This window comes from Collinsella sp. An307 (assembly GCF_002161805.1).
Taxonomy (GTDB): Bacteria; Actinomycetota; Coriobacteriia; order Coriobacteriales; family Coriobacteriaceae; genus Coprousia.
Genome location: NZ_NFIP01000002.1, coordinates 84,982 through 101,403 on the forward strand (window position 1 = coordinate 84,982; position 16,422 = coordinate 101,403).

A 16,422-nucleotide genomic window follows, 5' to 3' on the forward strand; every position below is an offset into this window, starting at 1 on the left:
ATGCCTCCCCTAGACGAGCTTCTCGTATGCGACGCGCTCCGGATCGGGGTCGTCGCGGATGAGTCTGATGGTACCGCATTCGCTGAAGCCCATGCGCTCGAGAAGGCGGCGCATTGGGGCGTTGCCGGGGTGCGTGTCCGCGCGCACACTCTCTGCGCCGTGCTCCTGTGCGATGTGCTCCGCCTCGCGGAAAAGCGCGCTCATGACGCCGCGGCGTGCAGCAGCGCGACGGACGGCGGTGCGATGGATGGTCCCGTAGCGAGCGCTTGCGCTGGTACTCTCGGTAAGCCAGGCACCCTCGATCGCGTCGTAGGTTTCATCGCCGTCGAAGGACAGGGAGATGGTGCCGAGTACTTCGCCCGTGCCGTCCTCGGCAACGTAGCAGGAGCCTGCCGCGATGTCGTTCGCGACATCGGCGCGACTGGGATAGGCAGCGCTTTGCCACTGGGATATGCCGAGCTCGGCAATGGCGGCCTTGCCTTCGAGCAGGACCTCTTCGACAGCGGCGATGTCCGCATCGGTCGCGCGGCGAATCGAAAGTTCGGACATGGGCGGTACCTCCTTGGTCGGATAGACGACGAAGCGCCCCGCATCGGCGCCGGGTAGGTTTCGGCAAAGCGGGGCGAACCCAGCAACTATACCCCAACAGATGCAGGGTTTATTCATGGGAGCATAAGGGAACAGCCGCCCTGCACGGCGGCTGTTCCAGACGGGCTTCGCCCGCATGCCACTAAACAGGAGGCGCGCTTTAGCGCGGTCCCGGTAGAGAGGCGTTTTTACGCCTTATACGCGAAGAAGTCAAAGCGTGGGGGCAGCATCTTCACGCGATGGGTACCCGGCTCCTCGCCGAGGGCGCGCACGAGCTCGTCGGTCGTATCGAAGATATGCTCCCAGCTGAAGAAGACGTCGCTGTCGATGGCAAAGTACTCGCAGATGAGCTCGCAGCCGCGGGGGACGGTCGCGTGCATGAGGACGGTCGCCACGCGCAGCTCCGCAAAGGCATCGACGAGGGCCTGGTGCATGAGGGCGTCGCCGGCGGCCTGGTCCTCTTTCTGCGCCGCCTTGGCAGCCTTGCTCGCATCACTCCAGCGCTTGTTGGCAGCGCGGAGATAGGCGTCACAGACACCGAGCGCGTGATGGAACTCAAAGCGGTGGACGTCCTGCTCAAAGGCGAGAATCGCCTGCTCTGCCGCCTCAACAACGGCGGGGGAGGCGTCGCCTGCGGGAATGCAGCCCGTTCGGACCGAGCTCGGGTCGCCCTCTTTTTCTGCCACGCCATAGAAGCACGAGCGCGCCAGGCGGTTGAAGACGCCCGTGAGCAGCGCCCCCTCCTTCAGAACAGGGTCGATCACGCGCTTGTCGTCGCGTGCCAGAAGCGGCGTGCCGTCGGGGTTCTTGCCGGTCTCGCGCGTGTCGTAGGCCTTGGGCGAGAAGCTCACCGGCTTCTCACCGAGTCCGAGCGACAGGAAGTGGGCGCGCAGCTGCTCGGCGTCGTAGTGCTCGAGGAGTTCCGATGCGGGCGGCGGCGGGGTTTTGCTCGAGGAGCTCGCCTTCTTACCCATGTAGAGGACGTGGTAGTTGGCGACGAGTGTCGACTGACGCATGCCACAGCCGAGTGCTTCCCACAGCGCCGTCTGGGCGACGCCGTAGAAATAGATGTTGTCCTGCCCGATGAACTGGTAGGCGTGCGAATCCTCGCTGCACCACCAGTCGTGCCAGTCCGTGCTCGCATAGCGTCCCTCGGGCGCCTCGGCGAGTGCGGTGCGGGTGAAGCTGATGGGCGCCCAGAGGCTCTCGGGCCATACCCAGCAGGTGAGGCCCGAGCAGCCGCAGGTATCGGGCACCGGCACGCCCCAGTCGATGTTGCCGGTGATGCGGAAGGGGACGAGCGCCTTGCCGGAGCGGAAGCGCACGCCGCCCGCGGAGAGCACCCCGTGCGCCTCGTCGCGCTCGCGCCAAGAGGGGAACACGACGGTGAAGGAGCTCTTGTTGCCCTCGGGCTCCACCACGGTGTGGGCGGGAAGCTTGGCCTCGACGGCGTCAAATGCCTCGCGGAACTTGTTCTGGATGAAGAGGACGGGCTCGCCGAGCCACTCCTCCATGGTCTTTACCACCACGGGGCGCACCGTGTCGTCCGCCTCCAGCTCTGCGGTGTAGGAGCGCAGGTAGTCAAGGTAGGCGGGAAGGTCAAAGTAGAGGTTGTCGACGGGGCGGAGCTCCGGCGTCTCACCGGTCAGGGCGGAGACGGGGGCGATGAGCTCCTCCGGCTCAAACTGATGGCCCAGGTCGCACTCGTCGGCGTACGCCTTCTCGGACTTGCAGCCCTGGATGGGGCAGTGACCGAGCACCTGGCGGCCGTTTAGGAACTGTCCCGCCTTGGCGTCGTAAAACTGGAGCGTAGAGCGTTTCTCGAGCACGCCGGCATCGCGGAGGCGAGCAATGACCTCGGCCGTTATCTGCTCATGCACGCTTGCCGCGGGCGCAAGGGCGCTGCCGCCAAAGAAGTCGCAGTCCACGTCGTAGCCCTCGAGCGTCGAGGTTTGCTTATCGTGGTTGGCCCGCACGTAATCGGAGATGGTGCCGCAGCAAGTGCCTTCTTCGGTGAGCTTGCGGTAGCTCTCCATAATGGGGGAGCCAAAGCAGTCGGTGCCCGAGACAAAGAGCACGTTCTTCTCGCCGATGCGATCGCGGAGGAACCGCGCAAAGAAGTCGGCCGGAATGAAGACGCCGCCCACGTGGCCGAAGTGCAGGTTCTTGTTGCCATAAGGCATGCCGGCGGTGACGACGGCGCGGTGTGGCCAGACGGGACGCGTGTCTTTGGTGAGGTGAGGGGCCATACGATGAAACTCCTTGGATGCGGAGGGTCGGGATTTCCGGTGGCGGGGGTTTGCGCGCGAGCAACGCTCGCAGGCGCCAGCCCGCCGTCGCCCCACATTATCGCACAGCTCGCCGCTTGCGCGTGTACACTGGTGGACATGAGAAAAATCGCCGACATACGAACCTTTGAGGACCGCGCTCTTTTGCGATGGATCTCGCGCGCATCCGCCCTTGCCTTCGGTGCTGGGGCGCTCGCTACCGCAGGGCTTGCCGTTGCACTGCGCGTTTTCGTGCCGTCTGCTCTCGACCCGGCACTCGCCGGGCTGCTCGGCGCTTGCGCGTTTAGCTCCGCACTTCTGCTGGGGTGGCTCGTTGCGCTCGTAGCGGCATCGATGGTGGCGTTGCTTGCGCACGAGCTCGTGCACGCCTTGTTTTTCAAGCTTCTCGCTCCGTCGGGTGCGCGCGTGACGTTTGGCGCCAACTGGAGCGCGGGCATGCTCTTTGCCTGCGCGGAGGGCATCGTCTACGCGAGGCGCCGCTATCTTACGATCGTTATCGCCCCAACGGTTGTCGTCACGGCCCTTGTGCTTATCATCGGCGTTGCCTTTGGAACTCCAGTGCTCGGGTGCGCCGTCGCGGCGATACATCTGTGCGGCTGTGCGGGGGATTGGTATTATGTGCGGACCATCTGCCGCAACCCCGCCATCGCGTACTGCGAGGACACGACATGGGGTGTGCGCCTGTTCGGTGAGGGAGAGGAGGCTCGCGCATGACGCGTCTTTTGCTGCACGCCTGCTGCGCGCCGTGCTCCCTCGAGCCGGTGCGTCTGCTGGTAGGCGAGGGGTTTGAGCCCACCATCTGCTGGACAAACCCCAATATCCAGCCCGCCGAAGAGCATGAGCGTCGCCTTGTCGAGCTCAGGCGCTGGTGCGCCGCGCAGGACATTCCGCTCATCGAGGCGCGCGAGGACTACGATCGATGGGAGAGCTCCGTGGCGCCCATAGGGGCACGCCGTCGCGAGGCGCGCTGCCGCGCCTGCTACGCGCTGCGGCTTGCCGAGGCGTGCCGCGTGGCAGAGGAAGAGGGCTTCACGCACGTTGCGACGACGCTCGCGGTGTCTCCCTATCAGCTGTTCGAGACTTGCAACGACGTTTTAGTCCGGCTTTGCGAGGCCCGAGGTCTGACACCGGTCATACGCGACTTTCGCCCCTGGTACCCCGAGGCAACGCGTCGCTCGCGCGAACTCGGCATGTATCGACAGAACTATTGTGGCTGCCGCTTCTCGGCTGCCGAGGCGGCCCTCGACCGTGCGCGTCTGCGCGACGAGCGCCGCAGCGGGCATGTGCAGGCAAACGGCAGCCGAGAGGAGATCCGTTGACGGAAAAGCACCATGAGCGCGCCGCGCTTGTTGTGATACTCGCCATGACGTTCATGGAGGTTCTCGACGGCACCATCGTCAACGTCGCGCTGCCGTCGCTTCAGCGGGAGCTTGGCGTCAGTATGGCCGACATCCAGTGGGTGACGAGCATCTACAGCATCGTCACCTGCGCGATGCTGCTTATCTTCGGGCGGCTGGGCGATATGTTTGGCAAGGTGCGCATATTCCAAGCGGGTGTGGTCCTTTTCACGCTGGGGTCTGCGCTCTGCGCCGCTTCGAGCACCTTTCCGACGCTCGTTGCCTCGCGGGCGGTCCAGTCCCTCGGCGGCGCCGCGTCGCTTGCCAACAACCAGGGCATCATCACCGAGTCGTTCCCCACAAGCCGTGGGCGCGCGCTCGGCCTCGTGGCAACGTTCACCGCGCTCGGCGCCATGTGCGGCCCCACGCTCGGCGGGTTCATCGTGTCGGTGCTTCCCTGGGAGTTCATCTTCATCATCAACATTCCCATCGGGGTGCTGTCGTTTCTCATCGGTCTCAAGGTGCTCAAGAACAGTCCGCCCCAGCGGCGCGCCGCCTTCGATCCAGCGGGCACGCTTCTGATCGTACCTGCGATACTCTCGCTTTTCTTTGCGATCTCGCTCATGGAGACCGGCGTGACGCCTGTGAACGTGCTTCTGCTCGTGGTCGGGGGCGTGTTGCTCGTCGTGTTCGTTGCCGTCGAGGGGCATGTGGCATCACCGCTCGTGACGCTCGGCGTGTTTCGCGATGTACGCTTTGCCATCGACCTCGTCAATATGGTTATCATCTTCCTTGCCATGAGCGCCTATACGTTCATCTTCCCGTACTACCTGCAGGAGGCGCGCGGCATCGCCATCGGGCTCTCAGGTGTCATCATGGCCTGCTATCCCTTGGTGAATTCCATTTGCGGTCCTATCTCGGGCGCGGTGTCCGATAAGGTCGGCTGCGAGCGGCCGACGCTGGTGGGCCAGACCATCTACCTGTGCGGCCTTGTCATCATGGGGAGCGTCGCCGTCGATACCCCGCTGTTTGTGCTCATCCCCTGCATCATGTTCACTTCGCTCGGCAGCTCCATCTTCCAGGCGCCCAACAACTCGCTCATCATGGGGCACGCGCCCGAGGGCGCACTCGGATTTGTGGGGTCGCTCGGCAACCTCATGCGCTACCTTGGGCAGTCGCTCGGCATTACGGTGGGCTCGGCACTTCTGTACGGTGGCATGTCGCGCTCGATTGGGTATCCGGTGACGAGCTATGTCGAGGGCAGGCCGGACGTCTTTATGGATGGCATGCATACGGCGTTTCATGTGCTCGCCGCCCTTGTTTTGGTGAGTGTTGCGCTTGCGCTTGTGCGCGAATGGCTCGGCCGCCGCAAGCGCTAGCAAAGGGGAGCGCGGGCGGTCTCTCGTGCGCCGGGCGGCCTCTTGCCGAGTGACGGGCCGGTGCGGGGGCGAGAAGGGCCGCCCGCGGGGACGGCGGGCGGCCCTTCCGCTCTCGCGGCGCGCTTCCCCGCGCCGCTCCCGCGCCCCGCGCGCGGCGGGGGCAGCGCGGGGCCTAGTAGTCCATGATGCCGTCGAGCATGAGGTTGACCTCGAGGACGTTCACCACATCCTCGCCGAAGACGCCGAGGAACTTGCCCGTGGTCGCGGCGTCGATGATGCGGTGCACCTCTTCCGCGCTCTTGCCGGTCGCCTGGACGAGGCGCGGCACCTGGTATGCGGCGGCCGCCCGCGAGATGTGCGGGTCGAGCCCCGACCCCGAGCCCGTGACGAGGTCGACGGGTATGGCGTCGAGGTCGGCGTCGGGGTTGGCGGCGCGGATCATCTCCACGCGGCGCGCGACGGTCCGCTCGTAGGAGGCGCCATACACCGCGACGGTCGCCTCGTCGTCGTAGTCGGACGCGGGTGTCTTGTTGGAGGGGGCGGCGTACACCGCGAGCTCGCCGTCGGCCCCCTCGACGATGGAGAGGTCCTGGATGCGGCCCCACATATGGCGCTCGTCCTCGAAGCGCTGGCCGATGAGCTTGATGAACACAAACGGCGCCACGAGTCCTCCCAGGCCCCAGACGAGGAGGTTGTGGGCGAGCAGCTCGCCCGAGGAGACCTCGCGGTAGCGCACGCCCTTGAGGGCGGCGGGGATGAGGGCGATAATGACGAGCGCGTTGTAGATGATGGCCGAGAGCACCGCCGACTGCGGCGTGGCGAGCGAAAGGATGTTGAGCGCCGCGAGGCCCGGGTAGATGGGGGCGAACAGCGCCGGGATGATGGCGAAGTACTTGGCGAGGTCGTTGGCCACCGAGAACGTGGTGAGCGAGCCGCGGGTCATGAGCAGCTGCTTGCCGATGCGTACCACCTCGATGAGCTTGGTGGGGCTGGAATCTAGGTCGACCATGTTGCCGGCCTCCTTGGCCGCCTGGGTGCCGGTATTCATGGCCACGGCGACATCCGCCTGGGCAAGGGCGGGGGCGTCGTTGGTGCCGTCGCCGGTCATGGCGACGAGGTGCCCCTCGGCCTGGAACGCGCGGATCTTGGCGAGCTTTCCCTCAGGGGTCGCCTCGGCGAGGAAGTCGTCCACGCCCGCCTCCGCGGCGATGGCGGCGGCGGTGAGGGGGTTGTCGCCCGTGACCATGATGGTCTTGATGCCCATGCGGCGCAGGTCGGCGAACTTCTCCTTCACGCCCTGCTTGATGATGTCCTTAAGGTAGATGACGCCCATGACCTTATGGTTCTTGGCGACGACGAGCGGCGTGCCGCCCTTCTTGGCGATCTCGTCGACCACCTGGGCGCAGGCGTCGGAGTAGGTGCCGCCGGCCGCCTCGACCCAGGCGCGCACGGCGTCCGCCGCGCCCTTGCGGATCTCGTCGTCCCCGAAGTCGACGCCCGACATGCGCGTGGTGGCGGTGAAGGGGATGAAAGTCATGTGCTTGTCCTCGAGCGTGCGCCCGCGCAGGCCGAACTGCTCCTTGGCGAGCACCACGATCGAGCGGCCTTCGGGCGTCTCGTCGGCAAGCGATGAGAGCTGGGCGGCATCGGCGAGCTCGTCGTCGGCGGTGCCGTCCACGGGGATGAACGCGGACGCCTGGCGGTTGCCAAGTGTGATGGTGCCGGTCTTGTCGAGCATGAGGATGTCCACATCGCCGGCCGCCTCGATGGCGCGGCCGCTCATGGCGAGCACGTTGGCCTGGTTCAAGCGGCTCATGCCCGCGATGCCGATGGCCGAGAGCAGGGCGCCGATGGTGGTGGGGGCGAGGCACACGAGCAGCGCGATGAGGGTCGTGACGCTCGTGGGGTCGTCGATGCCGTTGAGCGCGGCGCTCAGGTGCGAGTAGCTGGCGAGCGAGGCGGTGACGAGGATGAAGATGACGGTGAGGGCGATGAGGAAGATCTCGAGCGCGATCTCGTTGGGGGTCTTCTTGCGGGAGGCGCCCTCGACCATGGAGATCATCTTGTCGAGGAAGCTCTCGCCCGGGTCGTTGGAGATCTTGACGACGATCCAGTCGGAGAGGACCGTGGTGCCGCCGGTCACGGCCGAGCGGTCGCCGCCCGCCTCGCGCACCACCGGTGCGGATTCGCCGGTGATAGCCGATTCGTCCACGCTGGCCGCACCCTCGATGACGTCGCCGTCGCCGGGGATCTGCTCGCCGGCGCGCACGATGACGAGGTCGCCGCGCCTAAGCTCGCTGCCGGCGACGACGGTGAAGCGGTCGCGGTCCTCGACCGAGGCGATGCGGTGCGCCTCGACGTCCTTCTTGGCGGCGCGCAGGGCGTCTGCCTGCGCCTTGCCGCGACCCTCGGCGATAGACTCGGCGAAGTTGGCGAAGAGCACCGTGAACCACAGGATGCAGGCGATGGCCGCGGTGTAGCCCGCGCCCGCCCCGGTGTCGAAGAGGTCGGTGAACGAGACGACGGCGAGGGCCGTGGTGGCCACCGAGGACACCCACACGAGGAACATGACGGGGTTCTTGATCTGCGTCTTAGGGTTGAGCTTGACAAACGAGTCGCGCACCGCGCGCGCGACCATGGTACGGTCGGCGAGGGCCGAGCCCGTGGTGTTTCTGGACATGCGTCCAAACCTCCTTTGCGCTATCGCCCGCTAGGCGATCATCTGGAAGAATTCGGCGATGGGACCCAGCGCGAGCGCCGGGAAGAAGCTCAGCGCGCCGATGAGCAGCACGATGAGGATGAGCAAAAACACGAACATCGGTCCGGTGGTGGAAAGCGTGCCCGCCGTCGTGGCGATCGTGCGCTTGGCGGCGAGCGACCCGGCGATGGCGAGGGCGGCGGCGATGGGCACGAAGCGGGCGCCGAGCATCTCGATGCCGAGCATCACGTTCCACAGGGGCTCGTTCGCACCGAAGCCGGCGAAGGCCGATCCGTTGTTGCCGCCGCAGGACACGAAGGCGTAGAGCATCTCGGAGAAGCCGTGGGCGCCGGGGTTGCCGAGCGCGTCGATCACGCCGGACACGAGCGCAGCGACGCCCGAGCACACCAGGATCGCGAACGGGGTCGCCAGGCACAGCACCACGGCCCACCTCATCTCGCGCGGCTCGATCTTCTTGCCCAGGAACTCTGGGGTGCGGCCCACCATGAGCCCGGCGATGAAGACGGTGAGGATGCAGAAGCCGATCATGCCGTAGAGCCCCGACCCCACGCCGCCGAAGACGACCTCGCCGAGGGCGATCTGCAGGGTGGCGATCATGCCGCCGAGCGGCGTGTAGGAATCGAGCATGGAGTTCACCGCGCCGTTGGAGGCGGCGGTGGTGAAGGCGGTCCACACCGACGAGCTCGCGATACCGAAGCGCGCCTCCTTGCCCTCCATGTTGCCGCCCGCCTGGATAGTGGAGGCCCCCACGTCGACTGCGCCGCCCTGCGCGAGCTGCGGGGTGGCCGCCTGCTCACTCACCGTGACAACGACAAGGCACACGACGAGCATGATGAACATCGCGGCGAAGATGGCGCGGCCCTGACGGCGGTCGCCCACGCCGATGCCGAAGGTGAAGCAGCAGCCCACGGCGAGGGCGAGCAGCCCCGTCGTCTCGATGAGGTTGGTGAAGGCGCTCGGGTTCTCATAGGGGTGCGCGGAGTTCACGCCGAAGAATCCGCCGCCGTTGGAACCGGTCTGCTTGATGGCGACCTGGCTCGCGGCCGGGCCCTGCGGCAGGAACTGCTCGGTGACGACGATGGCGCCGGGCACCTCCTCGCCGTCGACGGTCACGGTGTCGCCCGAGATCTCGGCCCCGTAGAGCACGGTGTAGCCGCCCTCTCCGTCCTCGACGACGGCGACGGGCTCGAGGAGCTCGGCGTAGTCGGCCCCCTTGAGGTTCTGCACTACGCCGCCGCCCGCGAGGGCGATGGCCACGACGAGGTTGAGCGGGATGAGCACGTACAGGGTCACGCGGACGATGTCGACCCAGAAGGAGCCGAGCCCTTCGCCTCCCACCTGGCGAAACCCGCGGATGAGCGCGAACATGACGGCGATGCCCACGGCCGGCGAGGCGAAGTTCTGCACCGTGAGCCCCAAAAACTGGGTGAGGTAGGACAGGGTGGTCTCGCCGGAATAGGCCTGCCAGTTGGTGTTGGTCAGAAACGAGGCGGCCGTGTTGAACGCGAGGTCCCAGGAAACGCCCCCGAGCTGCTGGGGGTTGAGGGGCAGAATCGCCTGCGCCATCTGCAAGGCGATGAGCAGCGCCAGGCCCAGAACCGAGAAGGCGAGGACGGAGGCGAGATAGCGCTTCCACCCCATCTGCTCGGTCTCGTCGACGCGAAGGATCCGGTAGACCCCGTGTTCCACCGGGCGGATGACGGGGGTGAGAACGGTTCGCCTTCCGTCCATGACCCGGGCCATGAGCACGCCCAAGGGGATGCCCGCAGCTACGAGGACGGTAAGGTAGAGAACGCATTGGATGATGACGTTCACAGATAGTCACCTCTCTTGTTGGAATCGGTGCGATCGGTCTTGGTGGTCACGCAGACCAAGAGGTAGGTGCAGTAGGCTGGCAGCAGGATGCTGACGGCGCCCGCGCACACCATGAACAGGTCCATGGCCCCTCCTTTCCATCGGCGCGGCGCCAACGGGCCCGCGTGCCGTGCCGGCCCTCTTTCCATGCCGGTCCGCAGGGCTCCTCGCCCTGTGTCACCAAGTACACCGCGTGCCCGATAAAGGTGGCGTTAAGCTTGCGCGCAGACGCATTAAGATGTCATAAAGATGCTGGTAGACGCGTTATCGTGCTCTATACTTGCCAAAGCTTGCCCACAGGGGGCTCCGACGGGGAAGGGAGGCGCGCGATGCGCGGGGAAGGGGACGGCCGCACGGATCCCGACCGCCTGCTCCAGGCGATCGGGATGGGCGAGGGGGAGGCATCGGCCTCACGGCGCGGTCAGCTCAAGATTTTTTTCGGGTACGCAGCGGGTGTGGGGAAGACCTACGCCATGCTCAGCGCGGCACAGGCCGCCCGGCGCCGCGGGGTGGACGTGGTGGCGGGCTATGTCGAGCCTCATGACCGTCCGGAGACCCGGGCGCTGCTATCTGGGCTCGAGGTGGTCGAGCCGCGTCTCGTGCGCCACGGCGCCATGGAGCTCGCGGAGTTCGACCTCGACGCTACGCTCGCCCGGGCGCCCCGGCTCGCGCTTGTGGACGAGCTCGCCCACACCAACGCGCCGGGCAGCCGCCACGCCAAGCGCTACCAGGATGTCGAGGAGCTCTTGCGTGCGGGCATCGATGTGTACACCACGGTCAATGTGCAGCACATCGAGAGCCTGAACGACATGGTGGCGAGCATCACCGGCGTCGTCGTGCGAGAGCGCATCCCCGATCGCGTCTTCGACGACGCCGACCATGTGGAGCTCGTGGACATCGAGCCCGAGGACCTTCTCGAGCGCCTGCGCGAGGGACGCGTCTACCATGCGGACCAGGCTCGCCGCGCCCAGGAGAACTTCTTCACGGTGGAGAACCTCACCGCTTTGCGCGAGATTGCCCTCAGGCGCTGCGCGGACCGCACCGGGCGCCTTGCGGCGGCCGCACGCGTCCTCAACAACCGCGACTACCACACGAGTGAGCACATCCTCGTCTGCGTTTCCCCCTCGCCCGCCAACCCGCGCATCGTGCGCACGGCGGCGCGCATGGCACGCGCCCTTTCGGCCCAGCTCACGGCGCTGTTCGTGGAGACGCCGCTGACCCAGGGCATGCCCGACGCGGATCGAGACCGCCTGCGCGAGAACATGGCGCTCGCCGAGCAGCTGGGCGCTGCGGTGGAGACGGTGTACGGTGACGACGTGGCGTTCCAGATTGCGGAGTTCGCCCGGCTCTCGGGCGTGTCCGAGATCGTGATGGGCCGCAGCGGCGATCGGCGCGGTCTGATATCGGTCGTGCTGGGTCGCCCCTCGCTCACCGATCGGCTCATCGCGCTCGCCCCCAACCTCGATATCCACATCATCCCGGACCGGGAGCTCGCAGTCGGTTCGGGGCATCCCGCCGCTACGCGCGGTCGCGCTCCCGAGCGCGATCGGAATGTGCTGCGCCACGTGCTCGTCACCTGCGCGCTCATCGCCTCCTCGACGGGCATCGGCATCATCTTCCACCGGCTCGGTTTCGCCGATTCGAGCATCATCTCGCTCTACATCCTGGTCACGCTGCTCACGGCCATCACCACCACGGGGCGTATCTGCACGCTGCTCTCCTCGGTACTCTCGGTCATGCTCTACAACTACTGTTTCGTGGCGCCGCTGTACTCGCTGCAGTCTTTCGACAAGAGCTATCTCGTGACCTTCGCCATCATGTTCGTCACTGCCTTCATCGCCTCCGAGCTCACGGGGCGCATCGCGCAAAACGCCCGGCAGGCCGCTCAGACGGCCTACCGCACGCGCGTCCTGCTCGAGACCAATCAGCTCCTGCAGCAGAAGAGCGGTTTTGCGGACATCGCGCAGGTGGCCATGAACCAGCTCACCAAGTTGCTCTCGCGCGACATCGTGTTCTACCCCGTCTGCGGCGCGACGCTCGGCGAGCCGCTCTACGCGGAGGTGGGCGGGGCCCATCCGCACGGGCAGATCGTGAACGAAAACGAGCGCGCCGTGGCGGTCTGGACGCTCACCAACAACAAACGCGCCGGCGCCACCACCGCGACGCTCGCCGATGCGCGCTGCCTCTACCTCGCCGTACGCACAGGGGAGCAGGTGTTCGGCGTGGTGGGGATCGTCATGGGGCCGCGCGGGCTCGATGCGTTCGAGAACTCCATCATGCTCTCCATCATCGGCGAGTGCGCGCTGGCGCTCGCGCGCGAGAAGGAGGCGCGCGAGCGCCAAGAGGCAGCCATCGTCGCACGCAACGAGCAGCTCCGCGCCAATCTGTTGCGCTCCATCGGACACGACCTGCGCACGCCGCTCACGGCCATCTCGGGCTCGGCGGCGATCCTGCGCGACGCGGGCGGCCGCCTCGCGCCCGAGAAGCGCGCCGAGCTGGCGGGCAACATCCATCGCGACGCCCTCTGGCTGATCGACATGATGGAGAACCTGCTCACCGTCACGCGCTTCGAGGACGGCTCCATCAGCCTCAACCTCACCTCGGAGCTCGTGGATGATGTGCTCGCTGAGGCCGCGGCGCATCTCGCGCGCCAAGCGGCCGGCCACCGCATCGTGATCGAGCCGACCGACGGGCTCCTGTTCGCGCGCATGGACGCGGGCCTGGTGATGCAGCTTTTGGTGAACCTCATCGGGAACGCCGTCAAGTACACCCCGGAGGGGTCCACCGTCACCGTGAGCGCCCGGCGCGTCGGCGACATGGTGCGCATCTCGGTTGCCGACGACGGTCCGGGCGTTCCCGATGCGGACAAGGAGCGTATCTTCGATCGTTTCCGGACGGGGGCCGCTGCTCGTCGTCCGGCCGATGCGACACGCAGCTTCGGGCTCGGCCTGGCGCTCTGTCGCTCGATCGCCGAGGCGCATGGGGGTACCATCGAGGTGCGCGACAACGTTCCCCACGGCGCCGTGTTCACATTCACCCTTCCGGCGGAGGAGGTCTCCGTTCATGCATAGGAACGCTTCAACGCAGCTCATCTTGGTGGTCGAGGACGACGCCGCGGTGCGGAGCCTCATCACCACCGCGCTCGAGATGCACGACTACCGCTTTGAGACGGCGGCGACGGGCGAGGCGGCGATTATGCAGGCGGCCTCGCACGCGCCGGACCTCGTCATGCTCGACCTTGGTCTTCCCGACCGGGACGGGGTCGAGGTCATCGAGAAGATTCGCACATGGTCGACGGTCCCCATCATCGTGATATCGGCGCGCACCGAGGACGCCGACAAGGTCGAGGCGCTCGACGCCGGCGCAGACGACTACCTGACCAAACCGTTCTCCGTGGATGAGCTGCTGGCGCGCGTGCGCGCCTGGATGCGGCGCACGCAGATGGCCGCCGCCGAGGGCCCGCAGCAAAGCGTGTTCGAGAACGGGCCCTTGCGCATCGACTACGCGGCGGGGTGCGCCTATCTGGACGGTGCGGAACTGCATCTCACGCCGATCGAATACAAGCTCTTGGTGCTCCTCGCCCATAACGCCGGCAAGGTGCTCACCCACACGTTCATCACGCGCGAGATCTGGGGCACCTCATGGGAGAGCGATATCGCCAGCCTGCGCGTGTTCATGGCGACGCTGCGCAAGAAGATCGAGCCCGACGCGGCGCACCCGAAGCTCATCCAGACGCACGTGGGTGTGGGGTACCGGATGCAGCACCTTTGAGCCCGTGTGCTATGCGCATCGCGCTGCCGCACCCGCCTCCCACGGCGACTTCGTGATGATTTCCTCCGCAGAGACGCGGAGGCATCGCGGGGCGTGATAATGGGGCGCTGATACGTTTTTTTGGAAGGGTCCGCCATGCACACTGATGATTTCGATTACAACCTCCCCGCAGAGCTCATCGCCCAGGCTCCGGCCGAGCCGCGCGATTCGTGCCGGCTGCTGGTCCTTCACCGCGGCGAGCCGCTTGCGACGACGGGGGAGTCCGTGCCCCTCGCGCATGGCGGCAGCGTCGAGCACCGGCACTTCTTCGACATCATCGACTACATCGAGCCGGGAGATGTGCTTGTCATCAACAAGACGCGCGTCATGCCGGCGCGCCTCATCGGCCGCAAGCCCACCGGCGGCGTTGCCGAGACGCTGCTGTTGCGCCGCCGCGAGGACGTCGACGCCATGGGGCATGTGTGGGAGTGCCTGGTCAACCCGGGCAAGCGCCTTAAGCCCGGTGCGGTGATTGAGTATCGCGCCGGCGGGGCGCACGCCCCCGAGAGCGCGCCGGTGGTGCTTACCGGCGAGGTCATTGACTTTGTGCCCGAGAGCCGCGGAGGCCGTCTGGTGCGCTTCACGCCGGAGGGGGAGGGCGCAGACGGTGCACCGCGTACGCTCGATGAGGCGATTCATGCGGCGGGCCATGTGCCGCTGCCGCCTTACATCACCGACTACGCGGGCGACCCCGAGAAGTACCAGACCGTCTACGCCATGAAGGAGGAGCACTCCGCCGCGGCGCCCACGGCCGGCCTTCACTTCACGCCCGAGCTCATGCAGCGTATCGAGGACAAGGGTGCGCGCTTTGTGGCGGTCGAGCTCGAGGTGGGTATCGATACGTTCCGCCTGGTGGAGGAGGACGATCCCACCGAGCACGTCATGCACACCGAGCGCTATCACGTGCCTGCCGAGGTGATTGACGCCGTGCACGAGGCCAAGCGTGCGGGCCACCGCGTCATTGCCGTGGGTACGACGGCTGTGCGCTCGCTCGAGAGCGCCTTTGATGCCGAGGCGCCTGTTGCGGAGCCGCCCGTGGTCGCCCGCCGCTTCGAGGGCCGCGCCGACAGTGCCGACACCCTTGGGCGCGGAGACGTGGTCGTGCGCACGGACGCCACGACCAATCTCTACCTCATGCCTGGGTCGACCTATCACGTGGTGGATGCGCTCATCACCAACTTCCACGTGCCGCGCTCCACGCTCATGATGCTCGTGTCGGCCTTTGCCACACGCGAGCAGGTTATGGACGCCTATGCCGCGGCGGTGCGCGAGCGCTACCGCTTCTTCTCCTTCGGCGACGCGATGCTTATCGAGTAGTTCATCCGTCCCGGCGTTCTCGCGCTCAGTGCGTCCGCTTAGCTCGCCCGCATCCGTTCGCCGGCATGTTTCTACCGTTTGCGACAAGCGCCATTTTTCCTGTTAGATGTGGTATATAGGGCCGCTATTCGGGAACAAGAGGAGTGACGGAAAAGGAAGTCGCTCCAGAGGAAAGCGACCGGACGAGGAGGTGAGTCCCATGGGCACAGAGGATATAGCTAGGGCCTGTGGGTACGGCGCCTGCGAGACCGAGGTCGTGTAAGTACCGTGGGTTCGTGAAGGTGGCCCGACGTCCGCCCCGCGTGAGATGGGGTTGAGACCGATGACGTGGTCGTAGGGGCAGCCCACAGGAGAGCATACGGGTTCCGTTCCTTCGGGAGTGGAATGGAGGAGAGTCCACCGTAATAGTTACTTGCCGGGGAGGCACCGCTTAGGCGGTGCCTCCCTTGGTTTTGGACTCACGATAATCTTTCAAGGCAGAAATCCCGACTATTCAATAGCGCATCAATTTCTTACCCTATGTGCATAGAAATATCATTATTTGACAGTAACTGAAAGCATATAATGTTAAAAAGGTACTTATTATCAGCCATCCGAAGGGAGCTGGACATGGCATCAGACACCATTGCGGTGACGCGTCGTTTTGATAAAAACCTATTGATTGAATTTGACTCGACGGCAGATGCCATTGGAATTTCTCCGACAAGTGCCATGACGGTCTTTATGAAGCAGTTCGTGGCTCATAGGGGTTTTCCGTTTGAGGTGAAGGTGCCAGTCCCTACAAAGGATGAGTACATCCGCGAGATGGATGAGATTTTCGCCGAGATGCGCGCTGGAAAAGCCGAGGCTCATGAGCTTATCGAGGTATAGCCATGGAGAAGTCTTGGTCGGAAAAGGCTTGGGATGACTATCTGTGGTGGCAGTCGCAGGACCGAAAGACGCTTCGTCGCATCAATGCTCTCATCAAGAGCATTGAACGCTCCGACGGAAAGCCAATGGGCAAAGCGGAGATGCTGAAGGGAAACCTCGCAGGGTATCAGTCAGTGCGCATAGATAAGGCCAACAGGCTTACCTACACCGTTCAGGATGGCGTGCTGTATATCCTTCGTTGCCGAGGCCACTATCAGTAA

At 65.6% G+C, this 16,422-nt stretch carries 13 protein-coding genes; 8 read left to right on the plus strand and 5 right to left on the minus strand.

All coding sequences use genetic code 11. The features are described 5' to 3' along the window. Nucleotides 1-9: 9 nt before the first annotated feature. Both B5F89_RS02345 and B5F89_RS02350 read right to left on the minus strand, forming a co-directional pair. The gene (locus B5F89_RS02345) at nt 10-549 is read right to left on the minus strand and encodes a GNAT family N-acetyltransferase (RefSeq protein ID WP_087430210.1); all 540 of its coding nucleotides are present in this window, start codon (nt 547-549) and stop codon (nt 10-12) included. 227 nt (nt 550-776) lie between these two features. Continuing rightward, on the minus strand, nt 777-2,837 hold the full coding sequence (locus B5F89_RS02350) for a class I tRNA ligase family protein (protein ID WP_087430211.1): 2,061 nt from the start codon (nt 2,835-2,837) through the stop codon (nt 777-779). Nucleotides 2,838-2,975: 138 nt separating this feature from the next. On the opposite strand from B5F89_RS02350, the gene B5F89_RS02355 reads away from it, so the two are divergent. From B5F89_RS02355 to B5F89_RS02365, 3 genes are read left to right on the plus strand one after another with little or no spacing between them, the layout of a single operon-like run. Next, entirely contained in the window at nt 2,976-3,590 is a 615-nt protein-coding gene (locus B5F89_RS02355) for a DUF3267 domain-containing protein (protein ID WP_158098396.1), read from the plus strand. After that, nucleotides 3,587-4,195, plus strand: a complete 609-nt coding sequence (locus B5F89_RS02360) for an epoxyqueuosine reductase QueH (protein WP_087430213.1) — start codon at nt 3,587-3,589, stop codon at nt 4,193-4,195. Before B5F89_RS02355 ends, B5F89_RS02360 begins: the two co-directional genes overlap by 4 nt. After that, complete coding sequence (locus tag B5F89_RS02365; protein WP_239286640.1) at nt 4,192-5,592, plus strand: MFS transporter; 1,401 nt, start codon at nt 4,192-4,194, stop codon at nt 5,590-5,592. The genes B5F89_RS02360 and B5F89_RS02365 overlap by 4 nt, the downstream gene beginning before the upstream one ends. A gap of 172 nt (nt 5,593-5,764) precedes the next feature. Here B5F89_RS02365 and kdpB read toward each other — a convergent pair whose 3' ends face one another. Genes kdpB through B5F89_RS10280 form a run of 3 tightly spaced genes read right to left on the minus strand, consistent with a single transcriptional unit; the run spans nt 5,765 to nt 10,251 of the window. Beyond that, nucleotides 5,765-8,272: a potassium-transporting ATPase subunit KdpB gene (gene kdpB, locus B5F89_RS02370; protein ID WP_087430214.1), complete on the minus strand. Its 2,508-nt coding sequence runs from the start codon at nt 8,270-8,272 to the stop codon at nt 5,765-5,767. 30 nt (nt 8,273-8,302) lie between these two features. Continuing rightward, the gene (gene kdpA / locus B5F89_RS02375) at nt 8,303-10,126 is read right to left on the minus strand and encodes a potassium-transporting ATPase subunit KdpA (protein WP_087430215.1); all 1,824 of its coding nucleotides are present in this window, start codon (nt 10,124-10,126) and stop codon (nt 8,303-8,305) included. Then, on the minus strand, nt 10,123-10,251 hold the full coding sequence (locus B5F89_RS10280; RefSeq protein ID WP_255375150.1) for a hypothetical protein: 129 nt from the start codon (nt 10,249-10,251) through the stop codon (nt 10,123-10,125). Before B5F89_RS10280 ends, kdpA begins: the two co-directional genes overlap by 4 nt. Before the next feature lie 243 nt (nt 10,252-10,494). Between B5F89_RS10280 and B5F89_RS02380 the strand changes: the two genes are divergently transcribed. The 5 genes from B5F89_RS02380 (at nt 10,495) to B5F89_RS02400 (ending at nt 16,422) form a co-directional block, all read left to right on the plus strand. Then, a complete protein-coding gene (locus B5F89_RS02380; RefSeq protein ID WP_087430216.1) occupies nt 10,495-13,236 on the plus strand; it encodes a sensor histidine kinase KdpD in 2,742 nt (913 codons plus the stop codon). After that, nucleotides 13,229-13,936, plus strand: a complete 708-nt coding sequence (locus B5F89_RS02385; RefSeq protein WP_087430217.1) for a response regulator transcription factor — start codon at nt 13,229-13,231, stop codon at nt 13,934-13,936. Before B5F89_RS02380 ends, B5F89_RS02385 begins: the two co-directional genes overlap by 8 nt. 135 nt (nt 13,937-14,071) lie before the next feature. After that, complete coding sequence (gene queA, locus B5F89_RS02390; RefSeq protein WP_087430218.1) at nt 14,072-15,292, plus strand: tRNA preQ1(34) S-adenosylmethionine ribosyltransferase-isomerase QueA; 1,221 nt, start codon at nt 14,072-14,074, stop codon at nt 15,290-15,292. 609 nt (nt 15,293-15,901) lie between these two features. Beyond that, on the plus strand, nt 15,902-16,162 hold the full coding sequence (locus B5F89_RS02395; protein WP_158098397.1) for a type II toxin-antitoxin system RelB/DinJ family antitoxin: 261 nt from the start codon (nt 15,902-15,904) through the stop codon (nt 16,160-16,162). Nucleotides 16,163-16,164: 2 nt separating this feature from the next. Further along, nucleotides 16,165-16,422: a Txe/YoeB family addiction module toxin gene (locus B5F89_RS02400; protein ID WP_087430220.1), complete on the plus strand. Its 258-nt coding sequence runs from the start codon at nt 16,165-16,167 to the stop codon at nt 16,420-16,422.

Excerpts from the sequence above, each read along its gene's own strand:
- B5F89_RS02345 (WP_087430210.1), bottom strand. The coding sequence starts at position 549 with ATGTCCGAACTTTCGATTCGCCGCGCGACCGATGCGGACATCGCCGCT.
- B5F89_RS02350 (WP_087430211.1), bottom strand. The coding sequence starts at position 2,837 with ATGGCCCCTCACCTCACCAAAGACACGCGTCCCGTCTGGCCACACCGC.
- B5F89_RS02355 (WP_158098396.1), top strand. The coding sequence starts at position 2,976 with ATGAGAAAAATCGCCGACATACGAACCTTTGAGGACCGCGCTCTTTTG.
- B5F89_RS02360 (WP_087430213.1), top strand. The coding sequence starts at position 3,587 with ATGACGCGTCTTTTGCTGCACGCCTGCTGCGCGCCGTGCTCCCTCGAG.
- kdpB (WP_087430214.1), bottom strand. The coding sequence starts at position 8,272 with ATGTCCAGAAACACCACGGGCTCGGCCCTCGCCGACCGTACCATGGTC.
- B5F89_RS10280 (WP_255375150.1), bottom strand. The coding sequence starts at position 10,251 with ATGGACCTGTTCATGGTGTGCGCGGGCGCCGTCAGCATCCTGCTGCCA.
- B5F89_RS02380 (WP_087430216.1), top strand. The coding sequence starts at position 10,495 with ATGCGCGGGGAAGGGGACGGCCGCACGGATCCCGACCGCCTGCTCCAG.
- B5F89_RS02385 (WP_087430217.1), top strand. The coding sequence starts at position 13,229 with ATGCATAGGAACGCTTCAACGCAGCTCATCTTGGTGGTCGAGGACGAC.
- queA (WP_087430218.1), top strand. The coding sequence starts at position 14,072 with ATGCACACTGATGATTTCGATTACAACCTCCCCGCAGAGCTCATCGCC.
- B5F89_RS02395 (WP_158098397.1), top strand. The coding sequence starts at position 15,902 with ATGGCATCAGACACCATTGCGGTGACGCGTCGTTTTGATAAAAACCTA.
- B5F89_RS02400 (WP_087430220.1), top strand. The coding sequence starts at position 16,165 with ATGGAGAAGTCTTGGTCGGAAAAGGCTTGGGATGACTATCTGTGGTGG.